This window comes from Paenibacillus sp. FSL R7-0163 (assembly GCF_037969975.1).
Lineage (GTDB): Bacteria > Bacillota > Bacilli > Paenibacillales > Paenibacillaceae > Paenibacillus_AQ > Paenibacillus_AQ odorifer.
The window spans coordinates 5,223,224-5,240,242 of the sequence record NZ_CP150224.1 but is presented as its reverse complement, the minus strand read 5'-3'; the positions used below and the strand labels follow the sequence as shown (position 1 = coordinate 5,240,242).

The 17,019-nt window shown below is 45.6% G+C and carries 12 protein-coding genes; 6 read left to right on the top strand and 6 right to left on the bottom strand.

The genetic code is table 11. The features are described from left to right. Nucleotides 1-10: 10 nt before the first annotated feature. The 4 genes from NST45_RS23050 (at nt 11) to NST45_RS23035 (ending at nt 4,580) form a co-directional block, all read left to right on the top strand. Nucleotides 11-907 carry a carbohydrate ABC transporter permease gene (locus tag NST45_RS23050; RefSeq protein WP_076214888.1) on the top strand — a complete coding sequence of 299 codons (897 nt, stop codon included), beginning with the start codon at nt 11-13 and terminating at the stop codon, nt 905-907. An 80-nt stretch (nt 908-987) separates the two neighbouring features. Beyond that, entirely contained in the window at nt 988-2,565 is a 1,578-nt protein-coding gene (locus tag NST45_RS23045) for a DUF3502 domain-containing protein (RefSeq protein ID WP_036686909.1), read from the top strand. 68 nt (nt 2,566-2,633) lie between these two features. After that, nucleotides 2,634-3,656: a LacI family DNA-binding transcriptional regulator gene (locus NST45_RS23040; RefSeq protein ID WP_076214893.1), complete on the top strand. Its 1,023-nt coding sequence runs from the start codon at nt 2,634-2,636 to the stop codon at nt 3,654-3,656. A gap of 36 nt (nt 3,657-3,692) precedes the next feature. Next, a complete protein-coding gene (locus NST45_RS23035) occupies nt 3,693-4,580 on the top strand; it encodes a sugar phosphate isomerase/epimerase family protein (protein ID WP_036686914.1) in 888 nt (295 codons plus the stop codon). Between the two features lie 76 nt (nt 4,581-4,656). On the opposite strand, the gene NST45_RS23030 is transcribed toward NST45_RS23035, so the two are convergent. From NST45_RS23030 to NST45_RS23005, 6 genes are all read right to left on the bottom strand, one after another. Then, nucleotides 4,657-5,436, bottom strand: coding sequence for a fused MFS/spermidine synthase (locus NST45_RS23030; protein WP_076214898.1), 780 nt, complete (start codon nt 5,434-5,436; stop codon nt 4,657-4,659). Continuing rightward, nucleotides 5,408-6,907 (bottom strand): response regulator, encoded by a 1,500-nt coding sequence (locus tag NST45_RS23025; protein WP_076214902.1) that lies wholly within the window; start codon nt 6,905-6,907, stop codon nt 5,408-5,410. Before NST45_RS23025 ends, NST45_RS23030 begins: the two co-directional genes overlap by 29 nt. A gap of 17 nt (nt 6,908-6,924) precedes the next feature. Continuing rightward, nucleotides 6,925-8,757, bottom strand: a complete 1,833-nt coding sequence (locus NST45_RS23020) for a sensor histidine kinase (RefSeq protein ID WP_076214905.1) — start codon at nt 8,755-8,757, stop codon at nt 6,925-6,927. 31 nt (nt 8,758-8,788) lie between these two features. Further along, nucleotides 8,789-9,622 (bottom strand): carbohydrate ABC transporter permease, encoded by an 834-nt coding sequence (locus tag NST45_RS23015; protein WP_051491485.1) that lies wholly within the window; start codon nt 9,620-9,622, stop codon nt 8,789-8,791. Nucleotides 9,623-9,624: 2 nt separating this feature from the next. Further along, a complete protein-coding gene (locus NST45_RS23010) occupies nt 9,625-10,518 on the bottom strand; it encodes a sugar ABC transporter permease (RefSeq protein ID WP_036686923.1) in 894 nt (297 codons plus the stop codon). Nucleotides 10,519-10,625: 107 nt separating this feature from the next. Then, complete coding sequence (locus tag NST45_RS23005; protein ID WP_038568815.1) at nt 10,626-11,972, bottom strand: extracellular solute-binding protein; 1,347 nt, start codon at nt 11,970-11,972, stop codon at nt 10,626-10,628. Between the two features lie 311 nt (nt 11,973-12,283). Here NST45_RS23005 and NST45_RS23000 point away from each other — a divergent pair, with 311 nt between their 5' ends. Both NST45_RS23000 and NST45_RS22995 read left to right on the top strand, forming a co-directional pair. After that, on the top strand, nt 12,284-14,836 hold the full coding sequence (locus tag NST45_RS23000; RefSeq protein WP_076214910.1) for a glycoside hydrolase family 2 protein: 2,553 nt from the start codon (nt 12,284-12,286) through the stop codon (nt 14,834-14,836). A gap of 25 nt (nt 14,837-14,861) precedes the next feature. Further along, a complete protein-coding gene (locus NST45_RS22995) occupies nt 14,862-17,015 on the top strand; it encodes an alpha-galactosidase (RefSeq protein ID WP_076214914.1) in 2,154 nt (717 codons plus the stop codon). Nucleotides 17,016-17,019 lie beyond the last annotated feature (4 nt).

Genomic DNA, 17,019 nt, shown 5'->3' with positions numbered 1-17,019 from the left:
GGTGATAAATATGGAAAATACGACCATCAAACAGGATTCCGGAAGCATTCTCATAAAAGCAGTCAGTTATATCTGTATCGCAATCTTTGCGCTATTCTGTTTATTCCCCTTCGCGTTGATGATCTCCTCATCGTTCATGAACGAGCAGGAAATTGTTCGTGAAGGTTATAAGCTGCTGCCGAAGGCATTTTCCTTTAAAGCTTACGAGATGCTATTCAACAACTCTACTCAGCTGGTGAATGCTTATCAGGTAACTATCTTCATTACCGTAGTGGGTACGGTACTCGGACTGTTTATGATGTCGATGGCCGGATTCGTGCTCAACCGTAAGGATTTCAAGTATCGCAACTTCTTTTCCTTCTTGATTTACTTTACAACACTATTCAGTGGCGGCTTGATTCCGACATACATCCTGATGGTGAAGCACCTGCATATGAAGGACAGCTTATTCGCTATGATTCTGCCAGGTGTAGTTGGCGCATGGTCCATCTTCCTGATGCGTAATTTCATGAAGGCGATTCCGGATTCCTTATATGAATCCGCTACCATTGACGGTGCTGGCGACTTTCGCATCTATTGGCGGATATTTATTCCGCTGGCGGTTCCATCATTGGCTACCATCGGGCTTTTCTCAGCACTAGGCTTCTGGAATGAGTGGTATAACGGGATGTTGTATATTGACAGTCCGGCGAAATATCCGCTCCAATACTTTTTGCAGCGAATGGTCAATCAGACGAACTTAGGAGCGCTAATCAACTCGGGAGCGGTTATCAATACTGCTGATCTTCCGACGCAATCCATCAAGATGGCTACAGCTGTGCTGGCCACTGGACCGATTATTCTCCTGTATCCATTTGTACAGCGTTATTTCGTAACAGGCCTCACCATCGGGGCTGTAAAGGGTTAATGGACGCAATCTTCTTTTCGAAGAGCGTTTATTATAAATGAAAGTTTCATAAATAGAAGAGAAAAGGGAGGCTTACCTAAATGAAAGGTAAAAAGATCGCGTCTTCTTTAATTGCTGTCCTCATGCTTACTGGAGCACTGACAGCCTGCACATCCAAGAACAACAATGAGCCGAGTAATGATCCGGCAGCCACGAAAGCTCCAGAGGCTTCAGCCAATGCAGGCGGAGTGGATACTTCCAAGGAAGCTAAGCTGGTGTACTACCTGTGGGGCAGCGAAGGAGTTAAAAATAAAGAAATCCTCGCTGAGATTAACAAGAAGCTCAAAGCTGATCTAAACGCTACGATTGAAGTGAAGTATATTGACTGGCCGGATATCGCTACTAAATACCCGCTGCTATTTGCTTCAGGCGAAGAATTTGATATGTCGCATGCATCTCCCGGAGCTCCGGTGTCTTATTTCACATTGGCTAGTGAAGGTGCTCTAGTGGACCTTACAGAAATGCTGGATAAAGTTGCTCCTAAGCTGAAGGCGGAAATTCCGGAAAGTGTGTGGGAAAATACAAAATACAAAGGCAAAATTTATGGTGTACCAAGTCTTTATAGCGAATATACACCTGCCGGTTATGCCTACCGTTCTGACTTGCTGAAGAAATACGGAATGGATAAAATCACTTCCATTGATGATATGGTTAAATACATGGATAATGTGGTTGCTAATGAGTCCTTCCCGCCAATTAACGGCAAGGCAGAAGATGCGGCCAATATGTTCAGAATGCTCGTAGATACTACAGGGATGTGGCTTAACGCTCCTGGTATATCCTTGAATGAGCTGAATCTTGTGACTAAAAGTCCAGAGGACTACAAGACCGTCTTCCATCCAGCCTTCACTCAGGAATTTGAAGATTGGGCTGTGAAGATGCGTGAATGGGCGGATAAAGGCTACTGGAGTAAAGATGTGCTGTCTGCAACCCTTGGCAGCAAGGATAACTTCAGAGCAGCCAACTCCGCAGGCTATTTGACTCATGCTCAGGACTGGATCGGCCAATACGGTGCGGATTTGAAAGCACAACCGGAATCAGATCCTTACTTCTTTACTTTTGCGGAAGCTAATAAGAAGATCAAACGTAAAATGGGCGTTGATAACTCGACTGTAATCAGCACGAACTCAGCTAATCCAGAGCGCGCTCTGATGGTGATCGAGAAGTTCATGACCGATGAAAGCTACTACAACCTCATCCAAAACGGTATTGAAGGCAAACAATATGTGATGGAAAATGGTGTTAAAAAGCAGCCTGCAGGCTTCAATGATAAAACGGACGGCGGAGGTTTCGCTGCTTGGTCACTTCGTAATGACAAATTCGTAGTTCCTACGGATACAGAAAACCCAATCCGTAACTCCTTATTCGCAGAATGGGATAAAGTGGCTATCGATGATCCTTACAATGGCTTCAGCTTTGATCCAACCAATGTTACAACTGAAATTGCTTCGATTTCCAACGTAAATTCACAGCTTGGTATTCAATTGATGCTTGGTAAAACAAGCAAAGATCCAAAAGCAGCTGTTGCAGAGTACCGCGATCAGCTGAAAAAAGCAGGAGTTGACAAGGTCATTGCCGAAGTAGAGAAGCAATTGGCTGCGTTTGTTCCTGTCAACTAAAGAAAGTTAAGGGGTGTAAGGGAGCTATAATTCGATATAGCTCCTTTACCCATAAATGGGGGAGTAAAGTGGATGTAAATATCAAGGATATCGCGCGGATTTCCGGTGTGGGCATCTCGACGGTCTCCAGGGTAATCAATAACAAGGGACCGGTGAGCAAGTCTACACGTGAGAAAGTGATGAGTGTGGTTAAGGAATACAATTATATTCCCAATTCCAACGCGCGGAATTTGAAAACTACACAATCTAAGAACATTGCACTTATGGTCAAGGGGATTACCAATCCTTTTTTCTCTAATATGATCAGAGAAATTGAACGGCAGGTCAATCTGCGGGGCTACCCGTTTCTTATCCAGCAAGTAGAGGATGGGACCGATGAAATCAATGCTGCAATTCAACTGGTGAAGGAGAAGAATCTGTGCGGGATTATCTTCATGGGTGGAACCTATGATCATTCTGAAGAGAAGTTCAAACAGCTGACGGTTCCGTTTGTGCTGACAACGATCACCTCAACGCAGGAGGTGAACCCGCTTATTTTTTCCAGCGTTATTATCAATGAAACGAAGGAAGCCTATAAGGCTACCAATTATTTGATCTCATTAGGTCATACGAATATCGGCTTTTTAGCCAAGTCTCCATTATTGGATGAAACCACGGGCAACCGGCGGTATTTAGGCTACAAAAAAGCACTCGAAGAGCAGGGTCTGCCCTATGATTCAGGGTTGGTTGAGGATTGTGAATACAGTCCCAGCTCGGGATTTAATGCTGCGCGAAGACAGCTCAACAAGAACAAGGGAATTACAGCTATATTTGCCGCTTCCGACACGATTGCCATTGGTGCTGCCAAAGCGGTGCTTACCGCGGGGTTATCTATCCCTGATGACATTTCGATCATTGGCTTTGACGGGATCGAGATGGCTGAATATTATCATCCTTCTCTGGATACAATCAGCCAGCCGGGTACGGAAATGGCCTTATCCAGTGTAGGTGTTCTGTTCGACCTCATTTCCGGACGGTCAAGCCATCAGCATATTGTCTATGATGCGGTATTGCTCAAGCGTGGTTCCTGCAAGATGATTAAACCTCGTTAAGATCACACTATAAACCTTTATTGGAGTGGAACCGAAATGCAAGATACACTGAGAATAGGTACGATTGTTCGTGGTGGAGAAGCCGTTAAGGTCATTCCACAAATTGTGGGGCATGGATTTGAATCATTTAATCTGAATTTTTGGCAGACCACCGGCGAAACCGATTTGATCGAAACGGCTGCACGACTGAGGGAGTTAGCTGCTGAGCATGATTTTGTCATCTCTTCTGTGGGCATCTATGGCAATCCGCTGGATGGCAGCGGCGACAATGCCGACACATTGGCCAGCTGGGAGCGGCTGATTGATCATGCACATTTATTTGGCACAGATATTATAGGCGGGTTCACCGGCCGATTGCCAGGTTTGTCCATTGACGAGTCCATCCCGAAGTTTACAGAGGTGTTCGGAGAACTGGCGAAGAGAGCGGCAGATCGCGGCCTGCGAATTGCTTTTGAGAATTGTGCTATGGGCGGAAACTGGCAGAGCGGAGAGTGGAACATCGCTCACAATCCTTCGGCCTGGGAGAAGATGTTCAATGCCGTTCCGGCAGATAATCTGGGATTGGAATGGGAGCCTTGCCACCAGATGATCGCATTAATTGATCCGCTTCCGCAGCTGCGCAAATGGATGGATAAAGTATTCCATGTGCATGGCAAGGATGCGACCATCGCTTGGGATATCGTCAAGGAATACGGTATTCATGGCCCTAAACCGTATGTATGGGACCGGACCCCTGGCTTCGGGGATACCAATTGGGTAGATGTAATCACCATCCTGCGCCAAGCGGGTTATAAAGGTACGATTGATATCGAAGGCTGGCATGATCCAGTGTATCGTGATGAGCTGGAAATGACCGGCCAGGTGCATGCACTGAATTACTTGAAATATTGCCGTGGTGGCAGCTTTGTGCCTAATCCGGTTTAAATGGTGCGATATGAAAACAACCCAAAAATGACCTCGAAATCCACAATGAAGTGGAGGATGAGGTCATTTTTTATAGTTAATCCTGAATCAGATATCCTTGTCCCAGCTGTATTTCTTTGAAACCTGCCAAATGGCGGGCTTGAAAGCGGATAGGGGTGCTGCCGCCAATCATAATGATATTTTGGATATCGGCGGCCCCTTCTGAGGGCAGGGAAAAGGCATTGATATAGGCGTACTCTTCGGCAAGCGTCGTATAAATCGCGTTGATAAGCGGGTCATGTTCACCTTTTCCCATTAGATTCATGAGAATATATCCGCTTGTGTTCAGCTTGGAACGGGTAATACTGAAAAATTCACGGGAGATCAAATGCCTTGGTGTACCAGCGGCAGTAAAAGCATCCAAAATGATGTAATCATATACCTGCGGGTCTTCACCTTCAAGGATCTGACGTCCGTCACCGATCACTACGTTATCTTGACTGTATCCAAAGCAGCGGCGGCTTAATTCGACTACTTCGTTGTCTAGCTCGGCTACTTTAAATCTTTTCTCCGGAAAATGCCCGGCAATTGTTCCAATTCCATGCCCAATAAGAAAAACATCCTCAAAAGAGGGGAGGTTGAACTCCATGAAGTGAATGATGGCCCGCGGATATTCAAAGAGAATTCGTTGCGGGTCATTAAGATCCATCGCACCTTGAGTGGCATGATTCGAGAACTGCATAACGCGGAAGGAGCCTTTTTCACCATATAGTTCTGTTGTGTCGTAGACGGTTATTTCATGATTTTCGCTATTTCTTTGAAGCTCTGAATGCAAGTGATCAATCTCCTTATACAATAGAAATTCGTTTATATTCATTGGGTGTAACCCCGACAACACGTTTAAAAAGCTTGTTGAAATAGGCAGGGTCGCCATATCCAACCTCTGCCCCAATCTCGTGAACCTTTAGGTCCGGAGCATTCTTGAGCAGATGTTTGGCTTTGCGCAGCCGAATTTCGGTGATGTAGTCCGTCAGTGTAAGTCCAGTCTCTTGCTTGAACAGCTTGCTTAAATAGCTTGGGGTCAAAAAAACCATATTCGCCAAAGTGTTCAGATCCGCATGCTGATTATAGTTAGCGGATATCCAGCGTTTGATGGTTTCTATGGCTGTACCGGACATTTCCAGACGATGGGTTCTGATTTCGGTCAGAATATTTGTAAAGTGGGCGGTAAACATCTCCTCAATGTCGCTAAAGCTTAAGCTGGACGCGATTCTGTCATCCAACCTGAGGTCGGGAGCACTTTTATTGCGGGCCTCGAATTCTTGCAGTTCCTTTTGTGCGGTTTCTTCAATCCATCGACAGACACGGAGAATTTGGTCAGAGCCGGCTTGTTGCGCTTTCAACACTGAGAACAGGTCATGAACCCATTCTAAGATGCCTGTCACATTCAGAATCTGCAGGTTATGGATCAGCGGTTCTCTAATTGTATTAAAGTGATCCAGGATGTTTATCTCCGGCTGTTGAATATCCTGAATATTCGCGTAATGCACAGGCTCCGGATTATATATGCCCAGGTTGCACGCTTGTTTAGCATCTAGGTATGCCTGTCTAAGCTTGGAAACCTCATTATAACAACCGCTGGTACCTACATGTAGGATCTTTCCGTGCGCAGATATCCGCATAATGTCACCGATATCTTTTAAATCGTTGTCTGACAGCGGCTCAGCAGAATATACAATCCAGACGTATAGTCCCTTTTGAAGCTCTAAGCTGTCAAAGCTCAACGCCTTCTCTTGCCGCAGACTGTCTGCACAGGAGCAGACGGTTTCTCTGGTGCTCCCTTTGAGGACAAAGACCGAGAAATAAGTCTGGGGCAAGGTAAGGCTGGATAATAGTAGAGGGGAAGAGGGCTCTTCGATATGTAAGAATGTCAATAAAAGCCCGGAACGGTGGCGTTCTTCCTTGTCGCGCGCGAGCTGCCGTTCTTTGTCTAGCCGATATAGCAGCTCGAACAGCTGCTCTTTATTGATTGGTTTTAATAAATAGTCTACAGCTGAGCTGCGGATGGCTTCTCGGGCATAATTAAATTCAACAAATCCACTCATTAGAATAGAATAGATCTGCGGATGGGTGGCTTTTAACTGCTTAATCAGCTCCAAACCATTGATTTGCGGCATACGAATATCTGTAATCACGACATCAAGTTGAAGTGTGGTTAACTCATCTAATAGATGTTTTCCGTCGGAGTAGGTGCCGATGACCAGAAATTCGGCGCTTTCTTTACTGATCATTCGAGCCAGTCCTTCGCGGATTAAGATCTCATCATCAACAATCGCAATACGCAGCAATCAGAGCAGCCCCTCTCCTAAATAAATTCATCTTCGCTATATTTAGCGTTAATATCCTCAATGCGCAGGGTAACACGAGTGCCGACTCCAAGCTCACTCTCTACAAGCAGTCCAAACGAGCTGCCGTAATGCAGGCGGATTCTCTCATTTACATTACGTAGTCCAATCCCGAACCTTTCATTGTCCGTTCCAGTTTGCAGACTATTGTTTAAGGAACGAAGAGTAGCTTCATCCATACCGATCCCATCATCTTCTACACAGAAAACGGCATCTCCATGCTCGCTCCATGCGGTGATGCTCAAGGTGCCCAGTCCTACTTTTTGATCCAAGCCGTGAAAGACTGCATTTTCTACGATCGGTTGAAAGACAAGCTTAATAACAGGAAGATGAAGGAGTTCGTCCGGCACGTCAATGTTAAGTCTGAATTTGTCTGGGAATCGGATTTCCAGCAGCTGATAATAATTCCGTACATGATCCAGCTCTTGTCTAATTGTAACAGCCTCTTCGTTTCGGACAATGCTGTAACGCATTTGAAGTCCCAGTAAATAGGTTAGCTTCGCCACACGTGGATCATCATTGCTTTCTGCAAGCATGCGGATGGATTCCAGCGTGTTATAAATAAAATGGGGATTGATTTGGTTCTGAAGTGCCCGCATATCAGCCTTCTGCTTCCGTTTCTCCGTGATGGATACTTCTTGTAACAGATCTTTGACCCTTACGATCATCCGATTAAAATGACTGCCCAGCATCCCAATCTCATCATTATATTTGGAATGCTGCCAGACATCCAGATTACCATGCTGCACCCGTTTCATTAGGCGGACCAAGGATTTAAGGGGTTTGGTCAGGGCATGGGAAATTATAGTCGCAACAAAAAGCGCAAAGGCAATGATGATCAGTGTGGTCAAGATAAGCGTATTCCGATTCTTTTGTACAGGGGATAGGATACGTGTTAAAGGAATCGTAACCATGGTGGTCCAACCGGTCTGTTTCGAGACGGTATACACTGCAAGATAAGACTGGCCATTCAAGTCTATTTGAAAATGATCCTGCTGCTGATTTACTTGCTGCAGCAACAGCTTTGTATTCAGAGTTTGTGTATCGGCAGCCAGATTCGGAACCGCTGAATCTTCACTGGCATAGATCAGTTCTCCATTGTTATCTACAATGAACGTATTTCCTTGCGTAACTGCATTTACGGGATCGATAATACCCTTAAACAGATTGATGTCTACATCGAAAACGAGAATTCCTATATTCTGCAAAGTACTTACAGAGTTAATCGTACGCAGAACACTAAAGACCTCTTTATGGACATTCGAGTTGGTACGGATTGTATGTCTGCCCTGAATGACAGGCGCCGCTCCGGCATCTTCACTCATGGCTCTCCATTTAGCTAATCGTTCCTCTGGATACAGCTCATTAATTCCGGCGTCCTTATCATAAAAGACCGAACCGTACTGGTCTACCAAATACACGGCAATGATCTCTTCCTTAGTATGATTCAAATAGCTAAGGAACATCGCCATGCCCGTATTTTTTTCCCAGTCGGTATTTTGCTGTGTCAGGTAGACTTGCACATCGGTGTTATACAGCGGCAGGGCTGTATATCTCTTGAGGTCGGCAATATACCGGTCAATGGTATCTGAAGCATTCGATGTCATTTGACCCGCACCGTCAGTCGCATTCACAAGAACCGAGTTGAACATGGAGCGGGATGATAGATAACTCACATAAGTGATCGGCAGAGAGATCAGAAAGACAAAGATAACGATCAGCTTGCGCTCCATCGGTAGATTGGCAAGGAACAACCACATTTTGCGTAAAGTTAACCGGATGTATGATAGCATTTGCGTTGTTCCTTTCCTGTAATAAGCTACCTTATTTGACCGCTCCGCTGGTTACGCCTTCAAAGATGTAACGCTGCAGGAAGAAATATAGAATTACTGTTGGCAGCAGAATAAGCAGAATAGCTGCACAGATTAAATTCCATTCCCCCGAATTGACCCCTTGAAAACGCATCAGGATCGTCGTAACTACACCAAGGCTTTGTTTAGGCATATAGAGATAAGGGATGTACATGTCATTATAGATACTAATGGTTTTTAAAATAATCAAAGTAGCCGTTGCTGGCGTAAGTAAAGGGAAAATAATCGACCGATAGATTCTGAACAGAGAGGCACCTTCTACCATCGCACTTTCATCGAGATCCACGGGAATATTACGGATAAATTGCAGGTATAAAATGATTTGAATTACATCTGCTCCAATATAGAGCACGATCGGGGCGCCAAGCGTATTGTAAAGACCCATATTTTTGATGATACCAAAAGTCGCTACTTGTGTCGTGATACTAGGAATGATAGTGGCTACTAAATAAGCACCGAAAACAATGGGTTTCAATTTGAAAGAAAAGCGTCCTAATACAAATGCTACCATAGTCCCGAACAAAATGTTCAGAATTAAAGTGATAGCTATAATAATTAATACGTTGCCAAAGCCATTGAGTAGACCTCCACGCTGGAACACGGCAATGAAGTTATCGAAGTTTAAAAAGCTTTTTGGCAACGCGGTGGAGCTACTGCTGTTGAATTCTTCGGTCGATTTGAAGGCGTTAACGATGACCACATATGGAGGGAAGAGCACGACGAATACGCCGATAATTAGCGAAAAGTATTTAATGATATCTGTAAAACGAAACTTAGAGTGTGTCATAGCTACTTATCTCCTCCCCGGCTAAGAACAAGTTGTTGTATGAGCAGTACGATGACGACAAAGAAGAGTAGGATTATACTCATTGCAGATGCAAGGCCGTAGTTGTTAAATGCAAATGCGGTATCGACAACCCGTTGTACATAAGTTTGGCTGGCCCCTGCAGGACCACCTTTGGTCAACACGAAGGGGAGATCGAATACTTCCAGTGCCCCTGTAACGGTAAGAAATAAATTAAGCTGAATAACAGCCTTCATATTGGGCAAAGTGATTCTCCACAGCGTTTGAAAGGAGCCGGCACCATCGATCTTAGAAGCTTCATAAATGTCACGTGGAATGGCCTGCAAGGATGCGATATAAATGACCATGTTGTAGCCCATGAAACGCCAAAATCCTGTGGATGCAAGGGAGTAGTTGACTAGTCCTTCTGTTCCAAGCCAACTGGTCTGTCCGAGGCCGGTCAGGCCAATGCTATTCAGGAGCATATTCAATGAACCGTTAGTAGTGTCAAAGACATAACCGAACATAAAGGCTACAGCGACTCCGTTCATGATATAGGGAAGGAAAAGTAAGATGCGGAATGCATTTTTCCCTTTTAGTCTACTATTCAGCACAACCGCAAAATAAATAGCAACGATATTCTGGAGAATTCCCATTGCAAAATAAGCAAAGTTATGTGTGAAAACCTTGAAGATATCAGGATTGGAGAAGACCTCGCGGTAGTTATCTAGGCCAACCCAAGGTTTTTCGGGACTATAGCCATCCCAATTTGTAAAGCTGTAATAGATCAGTTTAAGTGCCGGATAATACGTGAATGTTGCAAGCAGCAACAATGGAATCGTGAGGAAGGATACAATGATTATAGTCTTCTGTTTGTTATAGGAAAGTGTTCCGAACATCGCTAGCCCTTCTTTCATAAAAGCGTGGTATGGAAAGGCAAAATGGATTATCCGTAAAGGCAATAATCCATTTTGCGCCGTTCTGTACTTCTAATCACAAGCTCAAATTAATAGCCGAGGTCCTTCTTGGCTTTAGCCCAAGCTTTATTCCACTTGTCTAATACAGTTTGTGGATCCTTGGCAAGCACGAATTCCTGTACTACAGCAGGAAGATCCAGTTGTGCCTTGTTACCGATCTCTGTAACCTTCGCATCGTCAACAGTTCCTTCTACCAGTTCTACTCCGGTAGCTTGGAATTCTTTCAGCTGAGTCAGATTGGATTCCTTGCCTTTTAATGGAGAGATAAAGCCAGCGAAATCCTCATAGCCCGAATCCTCAATCATCCATTTTACGAAGGCTTTAGCTGCCTCTAAATTTTTGCTGTTTTTGGCAACGGCATAGAAGAAGTCAGGGCTTAGGGTAGCAGATGGTTTACCCGAATTGTCATAAGGGAATGGGAAGAAGCCGACATTGTCTGAAGCAGCGCCTGCTCCGATGACTTGGTTAATAACCCAGTTGCCAAGATAATACATGGCGAACTTGCCGGAAGCGATGTCCTTTTTCGATTGTTCCCAGTTGGTGGAGTTGATGTCTTTTTCCAGATAACCTTTTTCGTTGAGCTCACTAAGCAGGCTAAAGGCTTTACCGTAACCGTTGTCCATAGTGAATGGTGTTTCAGAGTTCAGCTTAGCATTAGGAAAGTCGGGATTGCCTTCAATTAGGCGTGGTGTATCATAAGCCCAAGTACCAAGTGGCCATTTGTCTTTGAAGTTGGAGGACAGTGGAATGACACCTTTTGCTTTCAGCTTCTCGCAGGCAGCCAGGAATTCATCCCAAGTCTTAGGCGTTTCGGTGATGCCGGCATCGGTGAATGCTTTTTTGTTATAAACAATTCCGGAAGTAGAGTTCCCTGTAGTAATTCCGTACAGCTTACCATCAAAGGATTTGAAGTCTTTAAAGGTGATTTGGTCATTCAAACCGAGATCATCCAGTGAAGCAAAGTATTTCGGCAAGTCAGAGTTAGGGATGGAAGGAATAAACATAACATCTGGAAGCTCGCCGCTGGCCATTCTGACTTTAGCCTGTTGGTTATAGTCGGTTTGGGAAGCTTCGAACTCGACTTTAATGTTCGGGTATTTTTCATTAAAGCGCTTTACATATTCGTCATATTCTTTACCGATCATGTCTGTTCTGTTAGTTAGGAAGGTGATTTTGCCGCTGATATCAGCTCCTGCTGCAGGTTCTGCAGTTGCATTCGTGTCACCGCCGGTATTCTCTGTGTTAGTTGCTGCGGGCTTATCAGTTGCGGCAGCACCGTTATTCGTGGTGTTGTCATTATTCGAACCACAGCCAGCAAGCGTTGAAGATAAGACCATAATCATAACAAAGGATAACGAAAATAACTTATTTCTCATAGCTTAATCCCCTTTTCGTTTTTATTGTTAGCGTTTACATGAACATTATAGCTTTATCGAAGCCGTTAATAAATGTATTGTATTATTATTTATTGTCTTTATTTGTTTTGTTTCTGCGTTTATAATTAGCATGTACCTAACAATAAGATAACAAAATACAAAGAATATCAAAAGGGTTCAATGAATTAATTTGAGTCTTATGCTATTTTTGAGAAGTCTATGCTTACCAAACTTAGGCATATGCTTCCGAAGCGAGTTTTGCGCGAAGTCATTCAGAGAAGTCTATGCTTACAAAACTTTTAGGAGGTATTATGAAACATTTGCATATGAATCTTGCGAAGTGGGAATTTAGAGGCTGTGGTGATGAGGAGTGGCTTCCGGCGACTGTGCCAGGTACAGTTCATACGGATTTACTAAAGAACGGAAAAATTTCAGACCCCTTTTATGGAACAAATGAACATGATCTACAGTGGATCGATAAGAAGGACTGGGAATATCAAACCTCGCTGCAGTTGGGGGAAGAGTGGCAGGAGCTTGCTTGTACGGAGTTAGTTTTTGAGGGACTGGATACTTATGCAGATGTGTACGTGAATAATGTACATGTGCTCGCTGCTGATAATATGTTTCTGGCATGGAAAGTGGATGTCAAAGGTCAGCTGAAGACTGGAGAAAATAATATACGGGTGAAGTTCCGCTCTGTGGTTAAGGAAGATTTACCGAAATTAGCGAAGCTGGGTTATGCGCTGCCTGCCTCGAATGATCAATCCGAGCTTGGGGGATTAGATGAACAACGGATTAGTATTTTTGCGCGCAAAGCACCTTATCATTACGGCTGGGATTGGGGCCCGCGTTTTTTGACCAGTGGAATTTGGCGTGCAGCATCTCTGGTGGGACGTGACACCGTTCAAATTACTGACCTCTATATCCGTCAAAATGTGATTGCTAAGGAAGAAGCTCGCCTGACCGCAATGGTAGAAGTGGATGCTCCTGCTGCTTGGCGGGGAATGCTGCGAATAAGTGCCGATGGTTTGGAGTGGATGCAAGCGGTTACTTTAGAGGAAGGCAAGCAGCAATTAGAGATGAATATTGTTATACCTGAGCCAAAGCTCTGGTGGTGCAGGGGCCTTGGAGAGCCTCATTTATATACCTTCCAAGCGGAATTGCTGCAGGGAACGGAAGTAGAGGTTAGCAAAAGTGTAAAAACCGGACTCCGCAGTATTGAATTGATTCGGGAGCGTGATGCCAAAGGAGCTTCGTTTTCTTTTGCGCTGAATGGAGTTTCCGTCTTCGCCAAAGGTGCCAATCATATTCCAAATGACAGCTTCACCACAGAAGTAACCGAGGAGCGGTATCGGCATGAAATTGCCACAGCAGTAGAATCGAATATGAACATGCTGCGCGTTTGGGGCGGCGGTATATATGAAGAAGATATTTTTTATCAGCTCTGTGATGAATACGGACTGCTGGTCTGGCAGGACTTTATGTTCGCTTGCAGTATGTATCCCGGGGACGAGGCGTTCCTTGAGAATGTGAAAAAAGAAGCCGAATACAACGTCAAAAGATTGCGCAATCATCCCTGCATCGCCTTATGGTGTGGCAATAACGAGATTGATTCGGCCTGGTCACAGTTCGAGGAAAATATGGGCTGGGGCTGGAAAGAAAAACTCGGCGCTGAGCAAAGAGCGACAATGTGGGCCGATTATATTAAAATCTTCCACCGTATTCTGCCGGAGGCTGTAGCCGCATTCCATCCAGGTGTGGACTATTGGCCGTCCTCGCCGCTGCGGGAGCTGACTGGCGATATAAATCAGCATGCGACGCGGATTGTGGGCGAAGGGGATGTGCATTACTGGGGTGTGTGGCACGGGATCGAGCCTTTTGAGAACTATAATACAAAGGTTGGCCGCTTTATGAGTGAATACGGCTTCCAGTCGTTCCCGGAACTGAAAACCGTAATGAGCTATGCAGAAGAGCAGGATATGGAGCTTACCTCAGAGGTGATGCTGGCACATCAGAAGAATGGTCGCGGTAATCTGCTGATTAAAGAATATATGGATATGTATCTGCCGCAGCCGAAGGACTTCAAAGCCTTTTTATATATGAGTCAAATCCTGCAGGCCGAAGCGATCCGAATCGCGATTGAAAGCCACAGAAGAAATAAACCTTATTGTATGGGCACTTTATATTGGCAGATGAATGATTGCTGGCCGGTGGCTTCTTGGGCGGGGATGGATTATAACGGGCGCTGGAAAGCTCTGCAATATACCGTGCGTTCAAGCTTCCAAGATGTTTTGTTGTCTATCGACGGTACAGACCGTGAGAAGGTAGACGTTCATGTCGTATCTGATTTAAGAACAGCAGTGAGCGCTGAGCTGGTGCTTACTTTGTATCAGTTTAACGGTTCGGTGCTGCGAGAGTGGACACATCCGGTTGAGCTGGGAGCTGATTCTGCTGCTATCGTATTCTCTTCTCCTGTGGCAGACCTGCTAGAAGGTCAACGGGTGGGTGACGTATTGCTTGGGATTTGCTTGCAGGCGGATGGCCGGGTGATAGATCACAAGCTGCATTATTTTATTCCGGAAAAAGAAATTGCGTTACAGCGCTCAGTAATTACCGTGCTGGAAACTCCAGAGAGTGGCGGATTAAGCTTCACCGTGACCAGTGATGTATTAGCTAGAGGCGTATACCTGACTTCAGAAGACGAAGGAATATTCTCTGACAATTATTTTGACCTTCTCCCAGGTCAGACCAAGACGATAGAGTTCTCACAACGCGGGAACGATGGAAGACACTGGATTCCAGCCGCACCTAAGGGGCTAAAGGTTCAATCGATGGTTGATTTTGTGAGCGAAGATTTGCTGTAAATCCTAAGGAGAGAAGGACTGGCACATGGGGATTTTAGTTCAGGAAGATAAGGGATTATTCCATTTACAGAGTGCAGGGATGAGTTACATTCTTCAGCTTGTAAATGATTATCCGGCACATGCGTATTGGGGCAAGAAGCTGCGTAGTGACAGCAATTTGGAAGGGCTGTTGAATCTGGGAGGAAATACGGGTCTCGACCGGCTCCCGCAGGAATACCCACAATACGGGACGGGAGATTTCAGAACACCTGCTTATCAAGTTCGGCTCGAAGACGGCACTCGTATTACAGAGCTGAATTACAGCGGGTATCGGGTAGTTGAGGGTAAACCTTCACTGCCGGGTCTACCATCCGTATATGTTGAGTCTGCGCAAGAAGCACAGACGTTGGAGCTTACACTTAAAGATGATTACACCAAGCTGAATGTTATTTTGCGCTATACAGTTTTTGAACATACTAACGTAATCACTCGCTCTGTGGAGTTCACCAATGCGGGCAAAACGCAGCTGCAATTGCAGCGTGCACTGAGTGCTAGTGTCGATTTCTCGTCTGGCGATATGGATATGATCTATTTGGCAGGAGCTTGGTCAAGGGAAGGTAATCTGACTCGTAGACGTCTGGTGCAAGGTGGTACGACCATTGGGAGCCGGAGAGGGATGAGCAGCCACCAGTTAAATCCATTTGCTGCGCTGGTGAAACCTGAAACGGATGAAAATCATGGAGAGGCCTACGGCTTCAGTCTTGTATATAGTGGAGGCTTTGAAGCTGAGGCAGAGGTCGATTCCTTCGGGATGACCCGGTTTACGATGGGACTGAACTCTTTTGATTTCTCCTGGCTGCTGGATCCGGGCGAACAATTCCAGACCCCTGAGGTAGTGATGGTTTATTCTTCCGAGGGGATCGGGGAAATGTCGAGAACCTATCATCGTTTGTACCGGACCCGTTTATGCAGAGGATTATATAGAGATAAGGAACGGCCCATTCTGGTCAACAATTGGGAAGCTACCTATTTCAACTTCGATGCGGATAAATTGGAGTCGATTGCGGCGGAAGGAGCCAAGCTCGGGATAGAGCTATTCGTGCTGGACGATGGCTGGTTTGGCAAAAGAGACGCTGACAACTCCTCTCTCGGAGACTGGGTGGAGGATCTGCGCAAGCTTCCGGGCGGACTGTCTGATGTGGCGCAGCGCGTGAACAATCTAGGCTTGCAGTTCGGCCTTTGGTTCGAGCCGGAGATGATCTCGCCGGACAGCGAGCTCTATCGTAAGCATCCCGACTGGTGTCTGCATGTGCCGGGACGCCGCCGCAGCGAAGCTCGCTGGCAATTGGTGCTGGACTATACTCGGGAGGATGTGCGCCAGTACATTTATGAGTCACTGTCCCGGATTTTCTCGACCGTGCCCATTAGTTATGTGAAATGGGATATGAACCGTTGTTTAACGGAGATTGGCTCTGCAGAGTTACCTTCTGAACGCCAAGGGGAAACCGCACATCGTTATGTGCTTGGTCTGTATGAGCTATTGGAGCAAATAACTTCAGAATTTCCACATATCCTGTTCGAGAGCTGCTGTAGTGGTGGTGGCCGCTTCGACCCAGGCATGCTGCATTACATGCCGCAGACCTGGACCAGTGATGATACCGATGCTGTGGAACGACTGAAGATTCAGTATGGAACAAGTCTGGTGTATCCGGTTAGTTCGATAGGCGCGCATGTGTCTGCCGTGCCGAATCATCAGGTAGGACGGATCACCCCGCTGTCCTTCCGTGGAGATGTAGCTATGTCCGGTAATTTCGGTTATGAGCTGGATCTTACGAAGCTTACAGACGAAGAGAAGGAAATTGTGAAGGAACAGGTTGCGAACTATAAGCAAATCCGCAGTCTTGTGCAGCAAGGGAATCTGTACCGGCTGCAAAGCCCGTTTGAGGGCAATGAGACAGCATGGATGTTCGTGTCCGATGATCAGCGTGAGGCATTAGTTTATTACTTCCGGGTAATGGCTGTGCCGCACCCGCCCCGCCGTAGCCTGAAGCTGAATGGTTTAAATCCGGAGCTGGATTACATTCTGGAGGTGAGTGGTGAGGTTTACGGTGGTGATCGGCTAATGCAGGCTGGACTGGCTCTGCCGGATATCCAGCAGGATTTTGTTAGCGGATGTTATAAATTGAAGGTGCAGGATTAGAATT

What these genes read in the sequence shown, in the direction of transcription:
- NST45_RS22995 (WP_076214914.1), top strand. Translation starts at nt 14,862, where the DNA reads ATGGGGATTTTAGTTCAGGAAGATAAGGGATTATTCCATTTACAGAGT.
- NST45_RS23035 (WP_036686914.1), top strand. Translation starts at nt 3,693, where the DNA reads ATGCAAGATACACTGAGAATAGGTACGATTGTTCGTGGTGGAGAAGCC.
- NST45_RS23045 (WP_036686909.1), top strand. Translation starts at nt 988, where the DNA reads ATGAAAGGTAAAAAGATCGCGTCTTCTTTAATTGCTGTCCTCATGCTT.
- NST45_RS23050 (WP_076214888.1), top strand. Translation starts at nt 11, where the DNA reads ATGGAAAATACGACCATCAAACAGGATTCCGGAAGCATTCTCATAAAA.
- NST45_RS23000 (WP_076214910.1), top strand. Translation starts at nt 12,284, where the DNA reads ATGAAACATTTGCATATGAATCTTGCGAAGTGGGAATTTAGAGGCTGT.
- NST45_RS23020 (WP_076214905.1), bottom strand. Translation starts at nt 8,757, where the DNA reads ATGCTATCATACATCCGGTTAACTTTACGCAAAATGTGGTTGTTCCTT.
- NST45_RS23010 (WP_036686923.1), bottom strand. Translation starts at nt 10,518, where the DNA reads ATGTTCGGAACACTTTCCTATAACAAACAGAAGACTATAATCATTGTA.
- NST45_RS23015 (WP_051491485.1), bottom strand. Translation starts at nt 9,622, where the DNA reads ATGACACACTCTAAGTTTCGTTTTACAGATATCATTAAATACTTTTCG.
- NST45_RS23030 (WP_076214898.1), bottom strand. Translation starts at nt 5,436, where the DNA reads ATGAATATAAACGAATTTCTATTGTATAAGGAGATTGATCACTTGCAT.
- NST45_RS23005 (WP_038568815.1), bottom strand. Translation starts at nt 11,972, where the DNA reads ATGAGAAATAAGTTATTTTCGTTATCCTTTGTTATGATTATGGTCTTA.